A 17,900-nucleotide genomic window follows, 5' to 3' on the forward strand; every position below is an offset into this window, starting at 1 on the left:
CGATTCCCGAGAGTCGCACCCGGTGGGGAGGGTGGCGCGAAGGACACGCCGGTGTGTCGTGGGTCAGGAATGACGCCCGAGGCACCCGTTCAGGGTCTCCCGGCGGCGTCGTCGGCCGGACGAAGCCCGTCAGGCGGCGTCGGCGCCGCCCGAGCGGCGCCAGCGGATCCCGGCCTCGATGAAGTCGTCGATGGCGCCGTCGAACACGGCCTGCGTGTTCCCGGACTCGTGCTCGGTGCGGAGGTCCTTGACCATCTGGTACGGCTGCAGCACGTACGAGCGCATCTGGTCGCCCCAGCTCGCCTTGATGTCGCCGGCGAGCTCCTTCTTCTTCGCCGCCTCCTCCTGCTGCCGGATGAGCAGCAGGCGGGACTGCATGACGCGCAGCGCCGCGGCGCGGTTCTGGATCTGCGACTTCTCGTTCTGCATCGACACGACCGTGCCCGTGGGGAGGTGGGTCATGCGCACCGCGGAGTCCGTCGTGTTCACGGACTGCCCGCCGGGGCCCGACGAGCGGAACACGTCGATCTTGAGCTCGGACTCGGGGATCTCGATGGAGTCGGTCTGCTCGATGAGCGGCACCACCTCGACCGCGGCGAACGACGTCTGGCGGCGGCCCTGGTTGTCGAACGGCGAGATCCGCACCAGGCGGTGCGTGCCCGCCTCGACGGACAGGTTGCCGAACGCGTACGGGGCGTTCACCTCGAACGTGGCCGACTTGAGCCCGGCCTCCTCCGCGTAGGAGGTGTCCATCACCTTGGTCGGGTAGCCGTGCCGCTCTGCCCAGCGCAGGTACATCCGCATGAGCATCTCGGCGAAGTCCGCGGCGTCGACGCCGCCGGCGCCCGCGCGGATCGTCACGACGGCCTCGCGGGCGTCGTACTCGCCGGACAGCAGGGTGCGCACCTCGAGCGCGTCGAGGTCCTTGCGGATGACGGCGACCTCGGTCTCGGCCTCCGTCAGCGAGTCCTCGTCCTCCATCTCGAGCCCCAGCTCGACCAGCGTCTCGACGTCGTCGATCCGGCTGCCGAGCTTCTCGACCCGCTGCAGCTCGCCCTGCGCGGTGGACAGCGCGGACGTGACCTGCTGCGCCTTCTCCGGGTCGTCCCACAGGTCGGGGGCGGAGGCCTGCTGCGTGAGGTCGTCGATCTTCGCCTGCAGCGCGGTGGGGTCGCTCACGGCCTCGATGGACTCGAGGGTGGCGCGCAGCGCCTTGATCTCTGCGGGGAAGTCGATGGTGGCCACGATCCTCAAGGTTACCCGCCACGCGAGGCTCCCCCGCCCGTCGGCTGCCCGTCGGCTGCCCGCCGCCGGCGTCAGCCCCGCTCGGGCAGGGTGCGGCCGAACATCTGCGCGGTGTCGCGGGCGCTGGGCGTGCCGGCGTCGGGGTCGGCGCCCGCGGCGACGAGCGCCGCGACCACGTCGTCGGAGCCCTTGAAGACGGCGCCTGCCAGCGGGGACTGGCCGCGCGCGTTGACCCGGTCCACGTCGGCGCCCCGCTCGGCGAGCCCGCGCACCAGGGCGGCGTGCCCGTGGTACGCCGCCAGCATGAGCAGGGTGTTCCCCGCCGCGTCGTCGTGGTCGGCCGGGACGCCGGCGTCGACGAACTCCAGGAGCAGGTCGGCGCCCGCGCGCGCGAGGTCGAACATCTGGTCCAGGTCCACCGGCAGCTTGTCGGCGGGCGGCGTCTCGTCGGTCATGCGCGCGAATCTACCGGGCGGGGCTTCCTGTCCGGGTCGATGCTGAGGATGGGAGCCGTGGAGGAGGTCGACCATGACGACGTACCGGTGGCGCGGGCTCGGGACCGGCAGCGTCGAGCACCTCGACCTGCTGGCGCGCGACGACAGGCTCCGCGCCCGCTCCGTCGTCGACCTCGGGCCCGTGCGGCTCGAGTACGCGATGGAGCTCGGCACGGGGCCGGGCGACTCTTGGACGTTCCGGGTGCTGCGGCTGCGGTCGTCGGACGGCCGCCAGCTCGACCTGAGCCGGGAGGCCGACGACGACTGGCGGGTGGACGGCGCCGCCCGGCCCGACCTCTCCGAGGCCGTGGACGTGGACCTCTCGTTCAGCCCGTTCACGAACACGCTGCCGATCCGCCGCCTCGACCTCGCGGTCGGGGCGGCGGCCGACATCGTCACGGCGTACGTCGACGGGGAGACCTTCGAGGTCTCTCCCGACCCGCAGCGGTACACCCGGCTGGACGCCGACCGGTACGTCTACGAGTCCCGCGACGGCGACTTCCACCGCGAGATCTCCGTGGACGCCGACGGCCTCGTCGTGGACTACCCGGGCCTGTTCACCCGCCTCGCCGACGACGGATGAGCGGACCGGTCAGGCGGCGACGATCTCCCGGCCCGGGCCGAAGACCTCGTGGTGGATGCGGTCGGCGGTGACGCCGCGGCCGAGCAGGGCCGACTGCACCACCGCCATGAAGGGGGCCGGGCCGCAGAGGTAGGCGTCGGCGTCGTGCGGGACGTCGACGCCGTCCAGGTCGATGTAGCCCGAGCGCAGCCGGTCCTGCACCGGGCGGGTCCCGAGGTCCTCGTACCAGCGGTGCAGCTCGGCCGTCGGGAGGTCGTCGACGAGCGCGCGGAGCTCGGCGCGGTGCGCGTGCCGCGCGGGCGAGCGGTCGGCGTGCAGCACCACGACGCGGCGCGCGGTGCCGACGTCGCGCAGGTGGTGCAGGAAGCCGATCATCGGCGTGATGCCGATGCCCGCGGAGACCAGCACCAGGGGGTTCTCCCCGTCGACGAGGGTGAGCTCGCCGAACGGGGTCGAGACCTCGAGGGCGTCGCCCTCGAAGACGTTGTCGTGCAGGTGGTTGGAGACCTCGCCGGCGGGCGCGACCCGCGCCGGGTCGAGCCCGGGGAGGATCGCCTTCACCGAGACGGCCCAGGCGCCGGGCGACCCGCCGCCCGTGAGGCTGTACTGGCGGATCTGCCGCGCGCCGTCGGGCAGGGTGACGGCCACCGAGACGTACTGCCCGGGGCGCGCGGCGGGGAGCGGGGCGCCGTCCGAGGAGACGAGCTCGAGAGAGATCGTGTCGGGCGACTCCTGGACCCGGCGGCGGACGTAGACCGTGCGCCAGACGTCACCGGGCGCCACCCCCGCCTCGGCGTACAGGCCGAGCTCGATCTCGACGAGCGCGTCGGCCATGTCCCAGTAGACCTCGTCCCACGCCGCCGCGACCTCGGGCGTGACGGCGTCGCCGAGCACCTCGACGATGGCGGCGAACAGGTGCTCGTGCACGATCGGGTACTGCTCCGGGAGGATCCCGAGCGAGGCGTGCTTGTGCGCGATCCGGGCCAGGACGGCGCGCGGGTCCGGGCCGTCGTCGACGAGGAGGGTCGCGTAGGCGGCGATGGCCCCGGCGAGGGCACGCTGCTGGTCGCCGCGGGCCTGGTTGCCCCGGTTGAACAGGTCGCGCTCCAGCTCGGGGTGCGCGGCGAACATGCGCCGGTAGAAGATCGGCGTGATGTCGCCGATCGCGCCGCCGATCACGGGCAGCGTGGCGCGGACGACGGCGGCGGACTCGGGGGTGAGCATGCGTGACTCTCCTGTCTCTTCCTTCGGGGATCTCCGCGCCCGGTGGGTGCGCCTCGTGGGTGCGGCCGGCGCGGACGTCAGCCGGGCGGGCGCGCACCGATGGTGAGCAGCAGGTCCCGGGTGGGTGCGGCGGAGACGTCGGCGATCGTCACCGGGTCGAGGGCCGCGAAGAAGGCCTCGCGGGCGCGCGCCAGGGCGCCACGCAGCCGGCAGCCGCCGCGCAGCGGGCACGGGTTCGCACCCTCGCACTCGACGACCTCGCCGTCGCCCTCGAGGGCGCGCGCGACGAACCCGACGGACAGGTCGCGGGCGCCGTCCGCGAGGCGCAACCCCCCGGCCCTGCCTCGGCGGGCGTCGACGACGCCGAGATGGCCCAGCCGCGTGACGACCTTCGCGGCGTGCGTCGCCGGCACGTTCAGCTGCTCGGCGAGCGCGCGCGTCGTCGCCGTCTGCTCGGCGTCGAGCACGGCGAGGCGCATGACGATCCGCAGGCCGAGATCGGTGAAGGCGGTGAGCTGCACACCCGCAGGCTAGCCAAATCGGCATCTTGGATGCGCCTTTTGCGGTGTGGGAAGTTCCACACTCCGTCGACGGGCTCTCGCGGGCCGCGGTGAGCCGCCCCCGGGCTCAGCCCGCGCGGGCTGACGACGTCGCGGCGACGGTGAACCCGCCGCCGAACGCATCCGTGAACCACCGCAGCAGCGGCGGGCGCGACGTGGCCGCCAGCCCGACCTGCGCCGTCCGCCCGTCCGGCGAGGTCGCCTCCACCAGGCGCAGGCCGTCGAGCCCTTCCGCCTCCCCCGGGTGCGCGGCGAGGTAGTCGCGCACCGACTCCTCGACGTCGGCGTCGGTGAGCGTCAGTACCGCCTCTCCCTGCGAGGACGGCATGTCGTCGTAGAACCGCTCCGGGGGCACGGCGTCGGCCGCGTCCGCCGCGACGGCGTCCGTGAGGTCGTACAGGTGCTTGCGGTCGAGGTGCACGGCGGTCGCCGACGCCACCGTGCCGACCAGCATCAGCGCCAACGCCACCACGCCGGCCGTGAGCAGCATGATCCGGCCGTCCTCCGGGCCCGCCCCGGCCTGCGCGCCGCGCTGCGGGTGTCGCCGGGTCACGACCGCGCCGTCCCGTACTCGTCGACCGTCGCGACGTGCGTCGCGGTGACCGGGATCTCCAGCGGCAGCCAGCCGCGCAGCGCCTCGGGCACGAACGGCAGCGGCACCGCCAGCCGCGTCCGCACCCCCACCGTCGCGCCCGGCGTGAGGCACGGGTCGGCCGAGCACTCCAGCGACACGGAGCCGTCGGCGACGGCGAACCCCTGGTCCTCGAACGCGAGCCCGGCCGCCGCACGGGCCCGCTCCGCGCCCGACTCCGAGGAGTCGGCCGTCACCATCGCCCGGCCCGCCTCGCGCGCCGCGCCCTCGACGGCGAACGCGCCGGCCTGCACCTGCGCGACCGTGAGCACCAGATACACCAGCGGCACCAGGAGCAGCACCGCCGTGCCGAGGAACTCCACCAGCGCGGCGCCCGCCTCGGGGTCGGGCCCCTCGGGCTCCTGTAGCGGTTCCGCCCGGGGGCCGCGCGACGGCCGCTGAGCCGGCGCGCTCACGCCTCCTCCAGCGCGTGGCCCTGGAGCGTGAGCACCCCGGACGGTCCGATCAGACCGACCACCGGGAGCGGCACCTGCACCGTCACCTCCACGACGTCGAGGCCGTCCTGCACGGCGCGGCGCACCGAGACGTCGTCGGCGTACCGGGACCCGAGCGCGGCGGTCAGCAGCTCCTGCGTCCGGGTGGCACCGCTCGCCAGGTCGCGGTCGGCGCGCGCGGCCACGCGCGCGCCCTCCGCGGCGGCGTCGATCGCGAGCGCGCGCACGTGCATCGCCAGCGCGACCTGCACCACGGCGAGGAACAGCGCGAGCACCAGCGCGGACACCATGACGAACTCCGCGACGGCGGATCCCCACTCGCCGTCCCGCCGCCCCGTGGCGGGTGCGGGCGCGGCCGGTGCCGTCACGTGCTGTCCTCCTCGACCGGCGGCGCCCATCCGGGCCGCGGGATGAGGCAGAACGGGTGACCGGCGGGGTCGGCGTACACGTCACCCTCCCCCGCGCCCGGCGCGGCGGCGGTGAGCCGGCGGGCACCGAGCGCGAGCACCCGCGCGTGCGCGTCCGCCACGTCGTCGACCATGACGTCCAGGTGCATCTGCTGCGGCCGTGCCGGGTCGCCCCAGTCCGGTGCCTGGTGGTCCGGGGCGCGCTGGAACGCGAGGCCGGAGTGCCGGTCGCTGGGCGCCACCACGACGAAGTCGTCGTCCGCGTACGTCACGTCCTGGCCGAGCACGGCCGACCAGAACTCCGCGAGGCCCCGCGGGTCCGGGCAGTCGATGATCAGGTGGTGCAGCCGGCCGATCGCCACGTCACGGACCCGTGACGCTCGTGATCGCCCGCGTGAACGTGTCCTCGAGCAGCGGGCCCGCGATCGCCCACAGCGCCACGACCAGCCCCGCCGTCATCAGCGTCACGAGCACCCAGCCCGGCACGTCGCCGCGCTCCGGGTCGTCGACCTCGGGGCGCCCGGGCGCCAGGTCGTCGTTCTGGTCGTGCGTCTCATCGTGCATGGTCGGTCCTTTCGGTGGCACCGCGCGGAGGCGGCGGGGTCGGGTGTCGGCGCGCACGTTCACAACCCGATCTGCAGGGTGGCGAGTGACGGGAAGACGGCGAAGACGACGGTGATCGGCAGGATGAGGAAGACCACGGGCACGAGCATCGCGACCTCCTTCTTGCCACCTGCTTCCATGAGGGCCCGGCGCCCGGACTCACGCACGTCCTGCGCCTGCGCGCGCAGCACGTCGGCGAGCGGGGTGCCGCGCTCCAGCGCGACGGCGACGCCCTCGGCGAAGCGGGTGAGCGACGGCAACCCGGTCCGGTCGGCCATGGCCGTGAGGGCGCTCGCGATGGGCGCCCCGGCGCGGACGTCGGCGAGCATCGTGGAGATCTCGCCGGACAGCTCGCCTCGGGCGGTGGCGGCGACCCGTTCGAGCGCGGGCACCGGCCCCTCGCCCGCCGTGACGGCCAGGGCGAGCAGCTCGGCGACGGTCGGGAACTCGGCGAGCATCCGCTCCTCGCGCCGGTGGACGGCACGGCTCAGCCACTGGTCGCACAGGACGAACCCGCCGGCGCCGAACAGCAGCACGAGCGCCGCCAGCGGGACGGGTGCGGACCCGCGCGTCGCGGCGAGGATCAGCGCGAGCACGAGCCCGCCCGCGAGCCCCAGCGCCGTCGAGACGACCTGCCGTGCCCGGAACGCCTCGACGCTCTCGCGCCAGCCCGCACGGTCGAGCCGCCGGCGCACGTCCGCGCGGGACGACCCGAGGCGCTCGAACCAGTGCGCGGCGTCCGCGACCCAGGGAGCCAGCAGCCGCTCGACCACGGGGAACGGGGTGTGGGCGGGCTGCTCGCGGAGCAGCCCGGACGTGGCGTCACGCGGGCGCAGCGCCGGGGCCAGCCGCTCGTCGAGGGTCGCCCGGCGGGCACGGATCCGGGAGATCACGAGCAGGAGGCCGAGGCCACCGAGCAGCCCCACGACGGCGCCGACGCCGGAGACTCCAGGGACCGTCATCGCAGCACCCGGCCTTCCTCGGGCAGCCGCCCGATCCGACGCATCAGCCAGTACGCGAGCACCGACGTGGCCGCCCCCGCCGCGAGGACCGCGACTCCCGCCGCCGAGTTGTACGCCTGCGCCGTCTCAGGCCGCGTCGCGAGGAACGCCAGGACCACCCAGGGGCCGGCGGCCGCGAGCCGGGCGCCGTTGACCGTCCACGACTGCCGCGCCTCGAGCTCGCCCCGCGTCCGCGCGTCCTCGCGCAGGAACGACGACAGGGTGCGCAACAGGCGGCCCAGGTCCGTGCCACCCACCTCGCGCGTCAGCCGGAGCGCCTCCACGATCCGGTCCGCCACCGGGTCGGCGAGACGGGCCTTGAGCAGGTCGAGGCACTCCCCGAAGCGCCCGGTCGCGCGGTAGTCCGCCGCGAACCGCGCGAACGGCTCGCGGAGCTCCACCGGCCCGCGCTCGCTCAGCTGTGCCACCGCCTCCGGCAGCGAGAGCCCGGCCCGCACGCCGGACGCGAGGTGGTCGACCACCTCGGGCCAGACCTCGCGCAGGTCCCGTCGCCGCTTCCTGGCCCGCACCCGCACCAGCAGCTCGGGCGCTGCCGCCGCCATCAGCGCGAAGCAGGCCGCGATGGCGGGCGAGCGGGTCAGCGCCAGCCCGGCGAGCAGCACGACGACGCCCGCCGCCGCGCTGAGCCACCACAGCGCGGCCGGGGTCACCGACGGAGCCCCCGCCTGGACGAGCAGGTCCTGGACGGCCGCGGACCGCCCGGCACGCCGCCGCGGGCGTGCGGGCGTCTCCCAGCACGACAACCACACGCACGCCAACCCGGCGCCGAGCAGCAGCCCCACGACGACGCCCATCAGCGGCCCCCGACCAGCAGGGCCCGGACGTCGAGGCCGGCACGCGCGAAGCGCTCCTCGCCGGGCGGGAAGCCGTCGCCGCGCACCAGCTCGCCGCCCTGCTCGGCGGGTAGGCGGTGGAAGAGTCCGGCGGTCTCGACCCGGTCCCCCTCGACGCGACCCGTGACGGCGACGACCTCACGGACCTGTCGCGCGCCGTCCGCGGCGACGTCCAGGTGCACCACCAGGTCGATCGCCGACGCCACCGTCGGGACGACGAAGCGGTCGGAGACGTTCTCGCCCGCGAGCAGCGGCAGCGTGCACATCTTCGTGACCGCCTCGCGCGCCGAGTTCGCGTGCACGGTGCACATCCCGGGGATGCCGGCGTTGAGGGCCACGAGCATGTCGAAGCTCTCGGCCTCGCGCACCTCGCCGATGACGATGCGGTCCGGCCGCATCCGCAGCGCCTCCTTGACCAGCCGGCGCAGCGGGATCTCGCCCGTGCCCTCCAGGCTGGGCTGCCTGCACTGCATGGCCACGTGGTCGCGGGCGGCGAAGCGCACCTCGAAGACCTCCTCGCAGGAGATCACGCGCTGCCCCGCGGGGATCGAGCCGGCGAGGGCGTTGAGCATCGTCGTCTTGCCCGCCTGCGTCGCGCCCGAGACGAGCACGTTCAGCCCCGCGCGCACCGAGGCGTCGAGGAAGGCGGCCGCGTGGGTGGTGAGGGAGCCCAGCCGCACCAGGTGGTCGAGGTGGTCCGCGCGCACCAGGTGCTTACGGATGTTGACGGCCATGTGCTCGCGCGTGACGTCGGGGATGACCACGTGCAGGCGCTCGCCGCCCGGGAGCGAGGCGTCGACGAACGGGCTGCTCAGGTCGAGGCGGCGGCCGGACGCCTTGAGCATCCGTTCCACGAGGTCGCGCACCTGGCCGGCGGTGAGGATCGTCGTCGTGAGCTCGGGGACGCCACGCCGGGCGACGAACACCTTGGCGGGAGAGTTGATCCAGATCTCCTCGACCTCGGGGTCGTCGAGGTAGCGCTGCAGCGGGCCGAGGCCGCCGAGCGCGTCGACGACGGCGCGCGCGGTGCCCTGCGGGTCCGCGAGCGCCGGGACGACGCCGCGCGTGGCGCGCTCGGTGTAGTCGGCGGAGGCCTCCGCGACGAGGCGCTCCAGCCCGGCCCGGTCGCGGACGGGGTCGAGGGCTCGACGGCGCACGAGCTCGCGCACCTCGTGCTCGAGGAGCGCGGCAGCGTCGGCGGGCGCCAGCGTGTCGATCGACACTGATCCGTCCTCTCGTCGGTGCCCTCATCGGCGGCGAAAGCGGCACCAGAGTAGGGGACCCGGGCAATCGCCCGGGTCCGCCCTGTGGACAACCCGGGCGAAGGCCTCGTACCGCTACCCGGGACCGCCTCCGCGGGACGCTGCCAGGAACCCTCTGACCAGCGACGACGCCGCGTCGGGCTGGTCGTAGGTGACGATGTGGCCGGCGTCTCGGATGGTGGTCAGGCGGGCGCCCGGGGCGGCCGCGGCGGCCGCGGCGGCCGCGGTCAGCTCCTCGTGCCCGACGAGCGGGTCGCGGTCGCCACGGACCCACAGCGACGGCACCCGCAGCCCCGGCAGGCGGGGCAGGTGGTCGAGCGCCATGGCGAACGGCCCGTAGGCGCGGACCATCCAGTCGTCGAGGGCGGGCTCCCCGTGGGCCGCCTTCGCCCGCGCCTCCTGGACGACGAGCGCGACGATCTCCTCGAAGCCCTCCGTGGTCTCGCCGGCCACGAGGTTGCCCGCCATCGACCGGCGCACCACGGCGGGCCGCCGCGCCAGCCAGCGGCTGGTGAGCCGGAGCAGGCCGGGCGTGCGCAGCGCGAGCCACGTGAGCAGCTGGGCCGGGCGCCGTCGACCGATGCCGCCGGGCCCGATCGCCACGAGCGCGTCGACGCGCTCCGGGTGGTCCAGGGCGAACCCGACCGCGACGCCGGCTCCCAGGGACAGCCCCACCAGCGCGACGCGCTCGAGCCCGAGGGCGTCCAGCAGCTCGCCGAGGAAGGCGCGGTAGAACGCGTCGTCGAGCAGCCCCTCCCACGGGCGGCTGCCGCCGTGCCGCGGCAGGTCGACGACGTGCACCCGGTGGTCCGCCGCGAGGTCGCCCGCGACGCGGCGCCACACCCCTGCCGCCGTGTCGAGCATGCCGCCGTGCAGCAGCAGCACCGGCGGCCCGGTGTCGCCGGCGCGGTAGTGGCGCACGGGTCCGCCGGCGACGGTCAGGTCGGTCCAGGTGGCGAAGACGCCCGTCACGGCACGGTCGGTCACGGTTCCTCCAGGAGGTCGAGCTGATGGTCGAGGCGGGCGAGGAGGCCGAGCTGCGCGGCGCGGGCGGCCTCGACGTCGGCGGGCAGGTCGGCTGGACGGTCGGCGGCGAGCCCGCGGCCGACGAGGTCGGCGAAGAGCGCGACCGCGTCGCGCAGCGCGTCGTCCGACGTCGCGCCGAGCGTGCCCGGCGCGTGCACCAGGCCGACGCTGAAGATCCCGAGCACGCGCACCACCGCCGCGGTGGGGACGGCGGGGTCCACGACGCCCGCGTCCTGCAGCCGCGCGACGTACTCGGCCAGCCACCCGAACCGCTCCGCGTACCGGTCGCCCCCGGCACCGCCGGCCACGTCGCGCACATGGTCACCGAGCAGCGACGCGTCGCCGACGTACAGCGCCCTCATGAGGGGGTCGGCCAGCAGCGCCTCCGTGCCGAACCGGTACACGGTGGGCAGGTCGACAGGTCCGTCCGCCCCGACGACGCGACGCCGCACCTCGGCGGTGAGGTCCCGGGTGCTGCGCCGCAGGACGGCGTCGAGGATCGCGGCCTTGTCGGGGAGCTCCAGGTAGACGGCACCCTTGCCGATGCCGGCTCGTGCAGCGACGCCGGCGACCGTCGTGCTGGGCCAGCCGTTCTCGAGGATCAGGTCGTGGGCGGCGTCGAGGATGCGCGCACGACGGTCGGGGACGCGCGGACGGGGCACGGGCACCTCCGTAGTGACTATGGAGTCGATTCTGGTCACTACCGTAGCCGGACGCGGGCAGCACCCGCGACCGGCCGGGGCTAGGGTCGAGGACCATGCCGACCTCTCCCCCGCCTGGCCGCTGGAACGACGTCGCCCGCGCGACCGGGCTGCTCGGGGCAGACGGCGCCGTCGCGCAGACGATCTTCGCGGAGATGACGGCGCTCGCCGCGCGCACCGGCGCGATCAACCTGGGGCAGGGCTTCCCCGACGTCGACGGCCCCGCGTTCATCCGTGACGCCGCCAAGGACGCGATCGACGCCGGCCGCAACCAGTACCCGCCCGGCGACGGCGTGCCGGAGCTGCGGCGCGCGATCGCCGAGCACCAGCGGCGCCGCTACGGGCTCGACGTCGCCCCGGACGGCGAGGTGCTGGTCACGACCGGCGCCACGGAGGCGCTGGCCGCGTCGATCCTCGCGCTCGCGGGGCCGGGCGACGAGGTGATCACGCTCGAGCCGTTCTACGACTCGCACGCCGCGAGCATCGCCCTCGCGGGGGCGACGCACGTGCCCGTGGCGCTCACCGCCGAGGGCTTCCGGCTCGACGCCGCGGCCCTGCGCGCCGCGGTCACCCGGCGCACCCGGCTCATCGTGCTGAACACCCCGCACAACCCCACGGGCACGGTGCTCACGCGGGCCGAGCTGGAGCAGGTCGCGGCCGTCGCGCGCGAGGCCGACGCCGTCGTCCTCACCGACGAGGTCTACGAGCACCTCACCTTCGACGACGCCGTGCACGTGCCGGTCGCGACCCTGCCCGGCATGGCGGAGAGGACCCTCACGGTCTCCTCCAGCGGCAAGACGTTCAGCCTCACGGGCTGGAAGGTCGGATGGCTGCACGGCCCCGCGGAGCTCGTCACGGCCGTGCGCACGGTGAAGCAGTTCCTCACCTACACGTCCGGCGCGCCCTTCCAGCCCGCCATCGCCCGGGCGCTCGCCGACGACGACGCACCGCGCGCGCTGGCGGCCTCGCTCGCCTCGCGCCGCGACCTGCTGTGCGAGGGGCTCATCGCCGCCGGTTTCGACGTCGTCGTCCCGCAGGGCACCTACTTCGTCGTCGCGGACGGCACGCACCTGCTGGAGCGGCTCGGCGCCGCCGACGGGCACGAGCTGTGCCGCCGCCTGCCCGAGCTCGCGGGCGTCGTCGGCGTCCCCGTCTCCGCGTTCTGCCGTGCCGGCTCGAGGACGGCCGACGCGCTCGCCTCGCGCGTGCGGTTCACGTTCGTCAAGCGGGAGGACGTGCTGCGCGACGCCGTCGACCGCCTACGCCGCCTCGCCCGCTGACCCCGCCACGCCGGCACCGATCTGTTCGGCACCGCGTCCGTCTGTTCGGCACGAGGCCATGCCGAACAGATGGAGGAGATGCCGAAGTGACGGGCTCTACGCCGCGAGCGCCGGCAGCACCAGGCTCACGGCGACGACGAGCATGATCGCGGCGACGACGCCGTCGACGACGCGCCACGCGCCGGGGCGGGCGAGCACGGGCGCGAGCAGCCGCGCGCCGTAGCCGAGGCCGACGAACCACAGGACGCTGGAGACGATCGCGCCGGCCGTGAACAGCCAGCGTCCGTCGCCGTGCGACGCGGCGAGCGAGCCCTGCAGCACGATCGTGTCGAGGTACACGTGCGGGTTCAGCCAGGTGAGCGCGAGCGCCGTGACCAGCACGGGCCGCGCGCGCCGTCCGGCGTCGGCGACCGCGCCGTCCGACGCGGCCGCCAGCCCCGCCTCGTCCCCGCGCCACGCCCGGCGCGCCGCGAGCGCGCCGTACCCGAGCACGACGGCGGCGCCGGCCCACCGCGCCACCTCGACGACGGCGGGGTGGCTCACGACGAGCGCCCCGAGCCCAGCGGTCCCGGCGAGGTACAGCACGACGTCGGACGCCGCGCACACCGCGACGACGAGGCCCACGTGCTCGCGGCGCACGCCCTGGCGCAGCACGAAGGCGTTCTGCGCGCCGATGGCGACGATGAGGGACAGGCCGAAGCCGAGGCCGGCGAGGAGCGTGAGCATCCCTCGACGCTAGGTCGGCTGTGACATGAAGTCCATCTACGGTTCCTTCATCTGATGAAGCGCGCCTTCATCTATGGTGTCACCATGCGATGGGACTCCCGCCAGCTCGAGGCGCTCGCCGCCGTCGTCACCGAGGGCTCGTTCGAGGCCGCGGCCCACGCGCTGCACGTCACGCCGTCGGCGGTGAGCCAGCGCGTCCGCGCGCTGGAGAGCACCGCGGGCTCCGTGCTGGTCCGCCGCACCCGCCCCGTCGCGCCCACCGAGCCGGGGCGCACGCTGCTGCGCCTGGCGCGCCAGGTCGAGCTGCTCGGCGCGGAGGCGGTCCGCGAGCTCGGACCCCGGGACGCCGACGACGACGGCACCGGCGCCCCGCCCCGCCCGGTCACGGTGCCGATCGCCGTCAATGCCGACTCCCTCGCGACCTGGGTGATGCCGGCGCTGGCGCGCGTCGAGGGCGTCTGCTTCGACCTCCACCGCGACGACCAGGACCGCACCGTGGACCTGCTGCCGGCCGGAGTCGTGATGGCCGCGATCACGTCGCAGCGCGACCCGGTGCAGGGCTGCACCTCGACGTTCCTCGGCGTCACCCGCTACCGCCCGGCCGCCACCCGGGAGGTGATCGACCGCTGGTTCCCGGACGGCCCCACGATCGAGGCGCTGGGCCGCGCCCCGATGCTCGTGTTCAACCGGGCCGACGACCTCCAGGACGCCTGGCTGCGCGAGCGCGCCGCCGCGGCGGGCGCCGCCGTCCCGGACCCGCCGCGCCACCACGTGCCGAGCACCACCGAGTACGTCGACGGCATCCGCCGCGGCCTGGGGTGGGGCATGTGGGGCCCGCTCCCCGGCCCGGGATCCCGGTTCGGCATGCTCGACGGCGGGCCGGGCCACGCCGGCGGACAGGTCGCGCTGCTCGAGGGCGACGCCGTCGTCGACGTCCCGGTCTACCTGCAGCAGTGGAAGCTGCGCTCGACGGTCCTCGACCGGGTCGCCGAGGCCCTGCGGCTCGAGGCACGCCGCGCCCTGCCCCAGCGCTGACCTTCCGTCACCGCACGGCGGCGGTCAGGCGCAGACGCCCGGCAGCACGGACGGGCTGGGCGACGGGTCGGGCGAGGCGCCCTCGCCGTCCTTGCCGCCACGGGTGCCGCCGTCCTCGCCGTCGACGGCGTCGGGCGACGCGACTTCGTCGTCGACGGCCGTCGCGCCGTCCGGCGAGGCCGACGCCGTGCCGCTCGGCCTCTCCTTGGCCGGGGCGGTCCCGGGCGGCGCCTCGTCGGCGCGGATCCGCTCCCAGATCGCGTCCGCCTCCGATGTCCACTCGACCCGGCCGGGCTGGCTCACCGAGTCCACGACGGGCACCGAGGTGAACACGATCTGCGACGGGTCGAGGTCGCGGATGCTCCACGCGAGGCCCGCGAGCGCCGTCGGGCTCGCGAGCTCGGGGTCCGTGGAGATGGAGCCGAGGATCTCGCGCACCATCCGGTACAGGCGGGGCGAGTCGGTGATGATGTTCTGCGACAGGATCTCGCGCATCGCGGCGTCGAAGAACGCCTGCTGCCGCTCGATGCGCTTGAGGTCGCTGCCGATCTCCAGGCCCATGCCCTCGCCCTTGCGGGCGCGCAGGAAGTTGATCGCGGTGTACCCGTCGAGCTTCTGCTTCCCCTCCGGCAGGTCGAGGTCCACGCGCTGCCCCTTGACCGGCTCGGGGAGGCACATGGTGACGCCGCCGATGGCGTCGACGACGCCGATCACGCCGGTCATCTGCACGACGACGTGGTCCGAGATGCGCACCCCGGTGAGCTTCTCGACGGTGCGGATGGTGCACGCGGCGGCGCCGGTGACGTCCTTGTCCGGCCCGCCGCCGAGCGCGAAGGAGGAGTTGAACATGGCGTTCGTCTGCGGTGCGGTCTCGCCGCCGCCGGGGAGCTTGCAGGCGGGGATGTCGACGAGGGAGTCGCGCGGGATGGACACGGCCTCGATGCGGCTGCGGTCGCCCGACAGGTGCACCAGCAGCGTCGTGTCCGAGTGGAACTCGTCGCCGGACCCCGCGATCTTGGCGTTGGCCTCGTCCCGGAAGTCGGTGCCCATCACCAGGATGTTGAGGTCCTTGCCCGCGAACGGGTCGGTCGGGTCCTGCTCGGCCGGGACCTCGGGCGGACGGTCGTCGCCGGCGAGGAGGTCGTCGACGTCGGAGACCCCGATCTGGGAGCGCAGGTCGACGAACGACGCGACCGCGGTCGCCGCCACGAAGGCCACCACCGCGGTGACGACGAGGGCGATCGTACGGACGACCCGGTGCGAGGCGAGGCTTGACGCGTGCCGTGGCAGGGTCCGCACAAGCGCGATCCTAGGGCCTGAGCAGCATGTTCGCGCGAGGGGTGCCCCGTGCGACCACGGGATCACCCCCCGCGCGACCGGTCAGCGCCGAGCGGCGACGGCCTCGACCGCGATGCCGGGCTGGTCCGCGAAGACGCCGTCGAGCCCGGTGTCGAGGAACGTGTCGAGCTCCGCCCCCAGGTCGCCGTGCGCAGCCGGGTCCGCCGACGAGCGGAGCTCGGCCGGGAGGAACTGGTTCTCGGCGCGGAACGTCCAGGCGTAGGCCTCCAGCCCCGCGCGGTGCGCGTCGCGGACCACGGAGGTCGGGCGGCCGAGCGTGCCGTCGGCCGCGCGGGGGACGACGACGTTCTTCTCCAGGCTCGCGATGTCGGCGTACCGGGCCAGGTCGCGCAGGCCTCGGGGGGTGACGAGGTCGGCGTAGGTGCGCGGGTCACCGGCGGCCACCAGGTCGTACGGCGCTCCGCTCGCGGAGACGTTGAGCGCGAGGCGCACGTCGGTGCGCCGGTCGAGCTCGCGCAGGTTGGTGGTCTCGAAGGACTGCACGACGACGGGCGCGCGCCGCGAGTCGAGGCCGTTCGCGGCGAGCTCCGCGACGAGCGGGTCCGTCAGCGGCAGCCCGATGGACGCGAAGTACGTGGGGTGCTTCGTCTCGGGCGCCACGCCGACGGTCCGGCCGTCGCAGGTCTCGGAGTGGCGGGCGAGATCGAGCACCTCGTCGAGGGTGGGCACCTGGTACAGGCCGTCGTAGGCGGTGTTGTCCGGGCGGAGCTCGGGCAGCCGCTCCGTGGCGCGCAGCGTCCGCAGCTCGGCGAGCGTGAAGTCCTCGGTGAACCAGCCCGTGACGGCCTTCCCGTCGATCGTCTTCGTGGTGCGGCGGTCGGCGAGCTCCGGGTGCTCGGCGACGTCGGTCGTGCCGCCGATCTCGTTCTCGTGCCGGGCGACGAGCACGCCGTCCTTGGTCGGCACGACGTCGGGCTCGATGACGTCCGCGCACTGCAGGATCGCCTGCTCGTAGGCGGCGAGAGTGTGCTCGGGCCGGTCCCCGGACGCGCCGCGGTGCCCGACGACGGTGACGCCGTCGTCCCGCGTGCGCTGCTTCTCCAGGTCGATCACGACCATCTCGGTGTCGTCGGGCGTGCCCGGGTTCCGCGCCGCGTTGCCGGGGTAGTTGTTGTCGTTCCCGATGAGGATGCGGCCGTCGCGCAGCCGGAGCACCGTCTCGAACGACTGCACGGGCAGCGCGTACGTCTCGCCCAGCCCGTAGCCCTCCCCCGCGTCGATGCCGTCAGGGTTCTCCACCCGCAGCGCGTCGAGGACGAGCTCCTTGCGGACGAAGCCTTCCCGGTCCGTCTCGCTCAGGTCGATCTCGTAGACCCGCTTCGTGACCGACGCCGGCCCCTCGAAGTCGTCCCGCTCCACGACCCAGAACGAGTCCTTGCCGACGGCGAACGCGTCGCCGAGCACGTTGGCCTCCTGGTCGGTCTGGTAGTCCCAGGTGCGGCCGGTGTACGCGCCGCGGCGGGTGTCGAACTCGTGGACGACGCGGCGTCGCTGGTCGGTGTCGTCGACCAGGGCGCCCTCGAGCACCGGGTACAGGTAGCGCCCGCCCTTGACCCCCGCCATCGCCTCGAAGCCGCGGCTGGCGCGCACGGTGGGCTCCTCGCCGTCGGCGAGGTACGGGTTCTGCGGCGACCGCAGCCCGCCGGGCAGCGGGTAGGGCTTCTCGAGCAGCGTCCCGTCCGCGTCGAAGTGCAGCAGGAACGGACCGAACTCCTCGCCCACCCACAGCGTGCCGTCGTCGGCACGCACCACGGACTCGACGTCGAAGTCGGCGCCGGTGAGCAGCCGCTCGTCCGTGCCCTCGTTGACGATGTCGAAGTCCAGCACGTGGTTCTCGTCGTCGTAGGAGATGTGGTCGAGCACCTCGATCTCGCCCGAGCCGCTGCCCCGGCCGCCGCCGGTGTCCCAGTCCGGCTCGACGAGGTAGCTGCGGAGCAGGAAGTCCGCCGAGTTGCCCTGGCTGCCGAAGCCGTTGTCCGGCTGCGCCCAGAACGTGCCGTCGCCGTTGTCGACCATCGCCGAGAAGCCCGGGATCACCTGACCGTCCCACGGCCCCTGCCGGCCGTTGGCGGCGGAGGCCTGGGCGCCGGACGACGGTCCCTCGGCGAGGAAGTCCGCGGACAGCGTCGCGCGCCCCTCGAGCGTCGGGACGAGGTGGGTCGTGACGGCGCCCGGTCGCCCGTGGCCGGGCGTCGGCTGATGCGTGCCGTGGCCGCCGGGGCGCCCGTCCGCGAGGGCGGCGGTGCCGGCCGCGGTGGTGAGCGCGACCGCCGCGGCGGCGCCGGCCGCGACGAGGCGCAGGGCGCGGGCCTGGTTCGGTGAGCGAGTCATGGCCCGATCCCACCGGCGCTCCGCGACGGCTCGACGAACCCTGGATGAACGCCGGGCGACGATCCCGTGGCGCCTGAAGGCCGCGGCGCCGAACCACCCGGTCGACCCCTCCCGAGCGATGCC

Annotated in this window: 20 protein-coding genes; 3 read left to right on the plus strand and 17 right to left on the minus strand. The window is 74.7% G+C overall.

All coding sequences use genetic code 11. The annotated features are described in order from the left end of the window. Window positions 1–129: 129 nt before the first annotated feature. Together prfB and ACQP6G_RS01795 are read right to left on the minus strand one after the other, a co-directional pair. Window positions 130–1,245 (minus strand): peptide chain release factor 2, encoded by a 1,116-nt coding sequence (gene prfB, locus ACQP6G_RS01790; protein WP_429762447.1) that lies wholly within the window; start codon window positions 1,243–1,245, stop codon window positions 130–132. A 71-nt stretch (window positions 1,246–1,316) separates the two neighbouring features. Beyond that, complete coding sequence (locus tag ACQP6G_RS01795) at window positions 1,317–1,700, minus strand: ankyrin repeat domain-containing protein (protein WP_429762448.1); 384 nt, start codon at window positions 1,698–1,700, stop codon at window positions 1,317–1,319. 73 nt (window positions 1,701–1,773) lie between these two features. On the opposite strand from ACQP6G_RS01795, the gene ACQP6G_RS01800 reads away from it, so the two are divergent. Further along, window positions 1,774–2,322: a putative glycolipid-binding domain-containing protein gene (locus ACQP6G_RS01800; RefSeq protein ID WP_429762449.1), complete on the plus strand. Its 549-nt coding sequence runs from the start codon at window positions 1,774–1,776 to the stop codon at window positions 2,320–2,322. A 9-nt stretch (window positions 2,323–2,331) separates the two neighbouring features. Here ACQP6G_RS01800 and ACQP6G_RS01805 read toward each other — a convergent pair whose 3' ends face one another. From ACQP6G_RS01805 to ACQP6G_RS01860, 12 genes are all read right to left on the minus strand, one after another. Beyond that, entirely contained in the window at window positions 2,332–3,546 is a 1,215-nt protein-coding gene (locus ACQP6G_RS01805) for a globin domain-containing protein (RefSeq protein WP_429762450.1), read from the minus strand. Between the two features lie 77 nt (window positions 3,547–3,623). Then, window positions 3,624–4,067: an RrF2 family transcriptional regulator gene (locus ACQP6G_RS01810; protein ID WP_429762451.1), complete on the minus strand. Its 444-nt coding sequence runs from the start codon at window positions 4,065–4,067 to the stop codon at window positions 3,624–3,626. 106 nt (window positions 4,068–4,173) lie between these two features. Beyond that, window positions 4,174–4,659: a hypothetical protein gene (locus tag ACQP6G_RS01815; RefSeq protein ID WP_429762453.1), complete on the minus strand. Its 486-nt coding sequence runs from the start codon at window positions 4,657–4,659 to the stop codon at window positions 4,174–4,176. Further along, a complete protein-coding gene (locus ACQP6G_RS01820; RefSeq protein WP_429762454.1) occupies window positions 4,656–5,153 on the minus strand; it encodes a pilus assembly protein in 498 nt (165 codons plus the stop codon). Before ACQP6G_RS01820 ends, ACQP6G_RS01815 begins: the two co-directional genes overlap by 4 nt. Further along, complete coding sequence (locus tag ACQP6G_RS01825) at window positions 5,150–5,560, minus strand: TadE/TadG family type IV pilus assembly protein (RefSeq protein ID WP_429762455.1); 411 nt, start codon at window positions 5,558–5,560, stop codon at window positions 5,150–5,152. The genes ACQP6G_RS01820 and ACQP6G_RS01825 overlap by 4 nt, the downstream gene beginning before the upstream one ends. Then, window positions 5,557–5,961: a VOC family protein gene (locus tag ACQP6G_RS01830; RefSeq protein ID WP_429762456.1), complete on the minus strand. Its 405-nt coding sequence runs from the start codon at window positions 5,959–5,961 to the stop codon at window positions 5,557–5,559. The genes ACQP6G_RS01825 and ACQP6G_RS01830 overlap by 4 nt, the downstream gene beginning before the upstream one ends. 1 nt (window position 5,962) lies before the next feature. Next, window positions 5,963–6,163, minus strand: a complete 201-nt coding sequence (locus ACQP6G_RS01835) for a hypothetical protein (protein WP_429762457.1) — start codon at window positions 6,161–6,163, stop codon at window positions 5,963–5,965. Window positions 6,164–6,222: 59 nt separating this feature from the next. Beyond that, entirely contained in the window at window positions 6,223–7,164 is a 942-nt protein-coding gene (locus ACQP6G_RS01840; RefSeq protein ID WP_429762458.1) for a type II secretion system F family protein, read from the minus strand. Then, window positions 7,161–8,018, minus strand: a complete 858-nt coding sequence (locus ACQP6G_RS01845; RefSeq protein WP_429762459.1) for a type II secretion system F family protein — start codon at window positions 8,016–8,018, stop codon at window positions 7,161–7,163. The genes ACQP6G_RS01840 and ACQP6G_RS01845 overlap by 4 nt, the downstream gene beginning before the upstream one ends. Then, entirely contained in the window at window positions 8,018–9,280 is a 1,263-nt protein-coding gene (locus ACQP6G_RS01850; protein ID WP_429762460.1) for a TadA family conjugal transfer-associated ATPase, read from the minus strand. The genes ACQP6G_RS01845 and ACQP6G_RS01850 overlap by 1 nt, the downstream gene beginning before the upstream one ends. Before the next feature lie 114 nt (window positions 9,281–9,394). Next, complete coding sequence (locus tag ACQP6G_RS01855) at window positions 9,395–10,306, minus strand: alpha/beta fold hydrolase (RefSeq protein WP_429762461.1); 912 nt, start codon at window positions 10,304–10,306, stop codon at window positions 9,395–9,397. Next, window positions 10,303–11,007, minus strand: coding sequence for a TetR/AcrR family transcriptional regulator (locus ACQP6G_RS01860; protein WP_429762462.1), 705 nt, complete (start codon window positions 11,005–11,007; stop codon window positions 10,303–10,305). Before ACQP6G_RS01860 ends, ACQP6G_RS01855 begins: the two co-directional genes overlap by 4 nt. Before the next feature lie 95 nt (window positions 11,008–11,102). On the opposite strand from ACQP6G_RS01860, the gene ACQP6G_RS01865 reads away from it, so the two are divergent. Next, a complete protein-coding gene (locus ACQP6G_RS01865) occupies window positions 11,103–12,326 on the plus strand; it encodes a pyridoxal phosphate-dependent aminotransferase (RefSeq protein WP_429762463.1) in 1,224 nt (407 codons plus the stop codon). A 96-nt stretch (window positions 12,327–12,422) separates the two neighbouring features. On the opposite strand, the gene ACQP6G_RS01870 is transcribed toward ACQP6G_RS01865, so the two are convergent. Then, window positions 12,423–13,052, minus strand: coding sequence for a LysE/ArgO family amino acid transporter (locus ACQP6G_RS01870; RefSeq protein WP_429762464.1), 630 nt, complete (start codon window positions 13,050–13,052; stop codon window positions 12,423–12,425). A gap of 84 nt (window positions 13,053–13,136) precedes the next feature. Between ACQP6G_RS01870 and ACQP6G_RS01875 the strand changes: the two genes are divergently transcribed. After that, entirely contained in the window at window positions 13,137–14,087 is a 951-nt protein-coding gene (locus ACQP6G_RS01875; protein ID WP_429762465.1) for a LysR family transcriptional regulator ArgP, read from the plus strand. Window positions 14,088–14,111: 24 nt separating this feature from the next. On the opposite strand, the gene ACQP6G_RS01880 is transcribed toward ACQP6G_RS01875, so the two are convergent. Further along, complete coding sequence (locus tag ACQP6G_RS01880) at window positions 14,112–15,386, minus strand: LCP family protein (protein WP_429762466.1); 1,275 nt, start codon at window positions 15,384–15,386, stop codon at window positions 14,112–14,114. A gap of 81 nt (window positions 15,387–15,467) precedes the next feature. Next, the gene (locus ACQP6G_RS01885; protein ID WP_429762467.1) at window positions 15,468–17,777 is read right to left on the minus strand and encodes an esterase-like activity of phytase family protein; all 2,310 of its coding nucleotides are present in this window, start codon (window positions 17,775–17,777) and stop codon (window positions 15,468–15,470) included. Window positions 17,778–17,900: the final 123 nt, after the last annotated feature.

This window comes from Isoptericola nanjingensis (assembly GCF_050311635.1).
Classification (GTDB): Bacteria; Actinomycetota; Actinomycetes; order Actinomycetales; family Cellulomonadaceae; genus Isoptericola; species Isoptericola nanjingensis.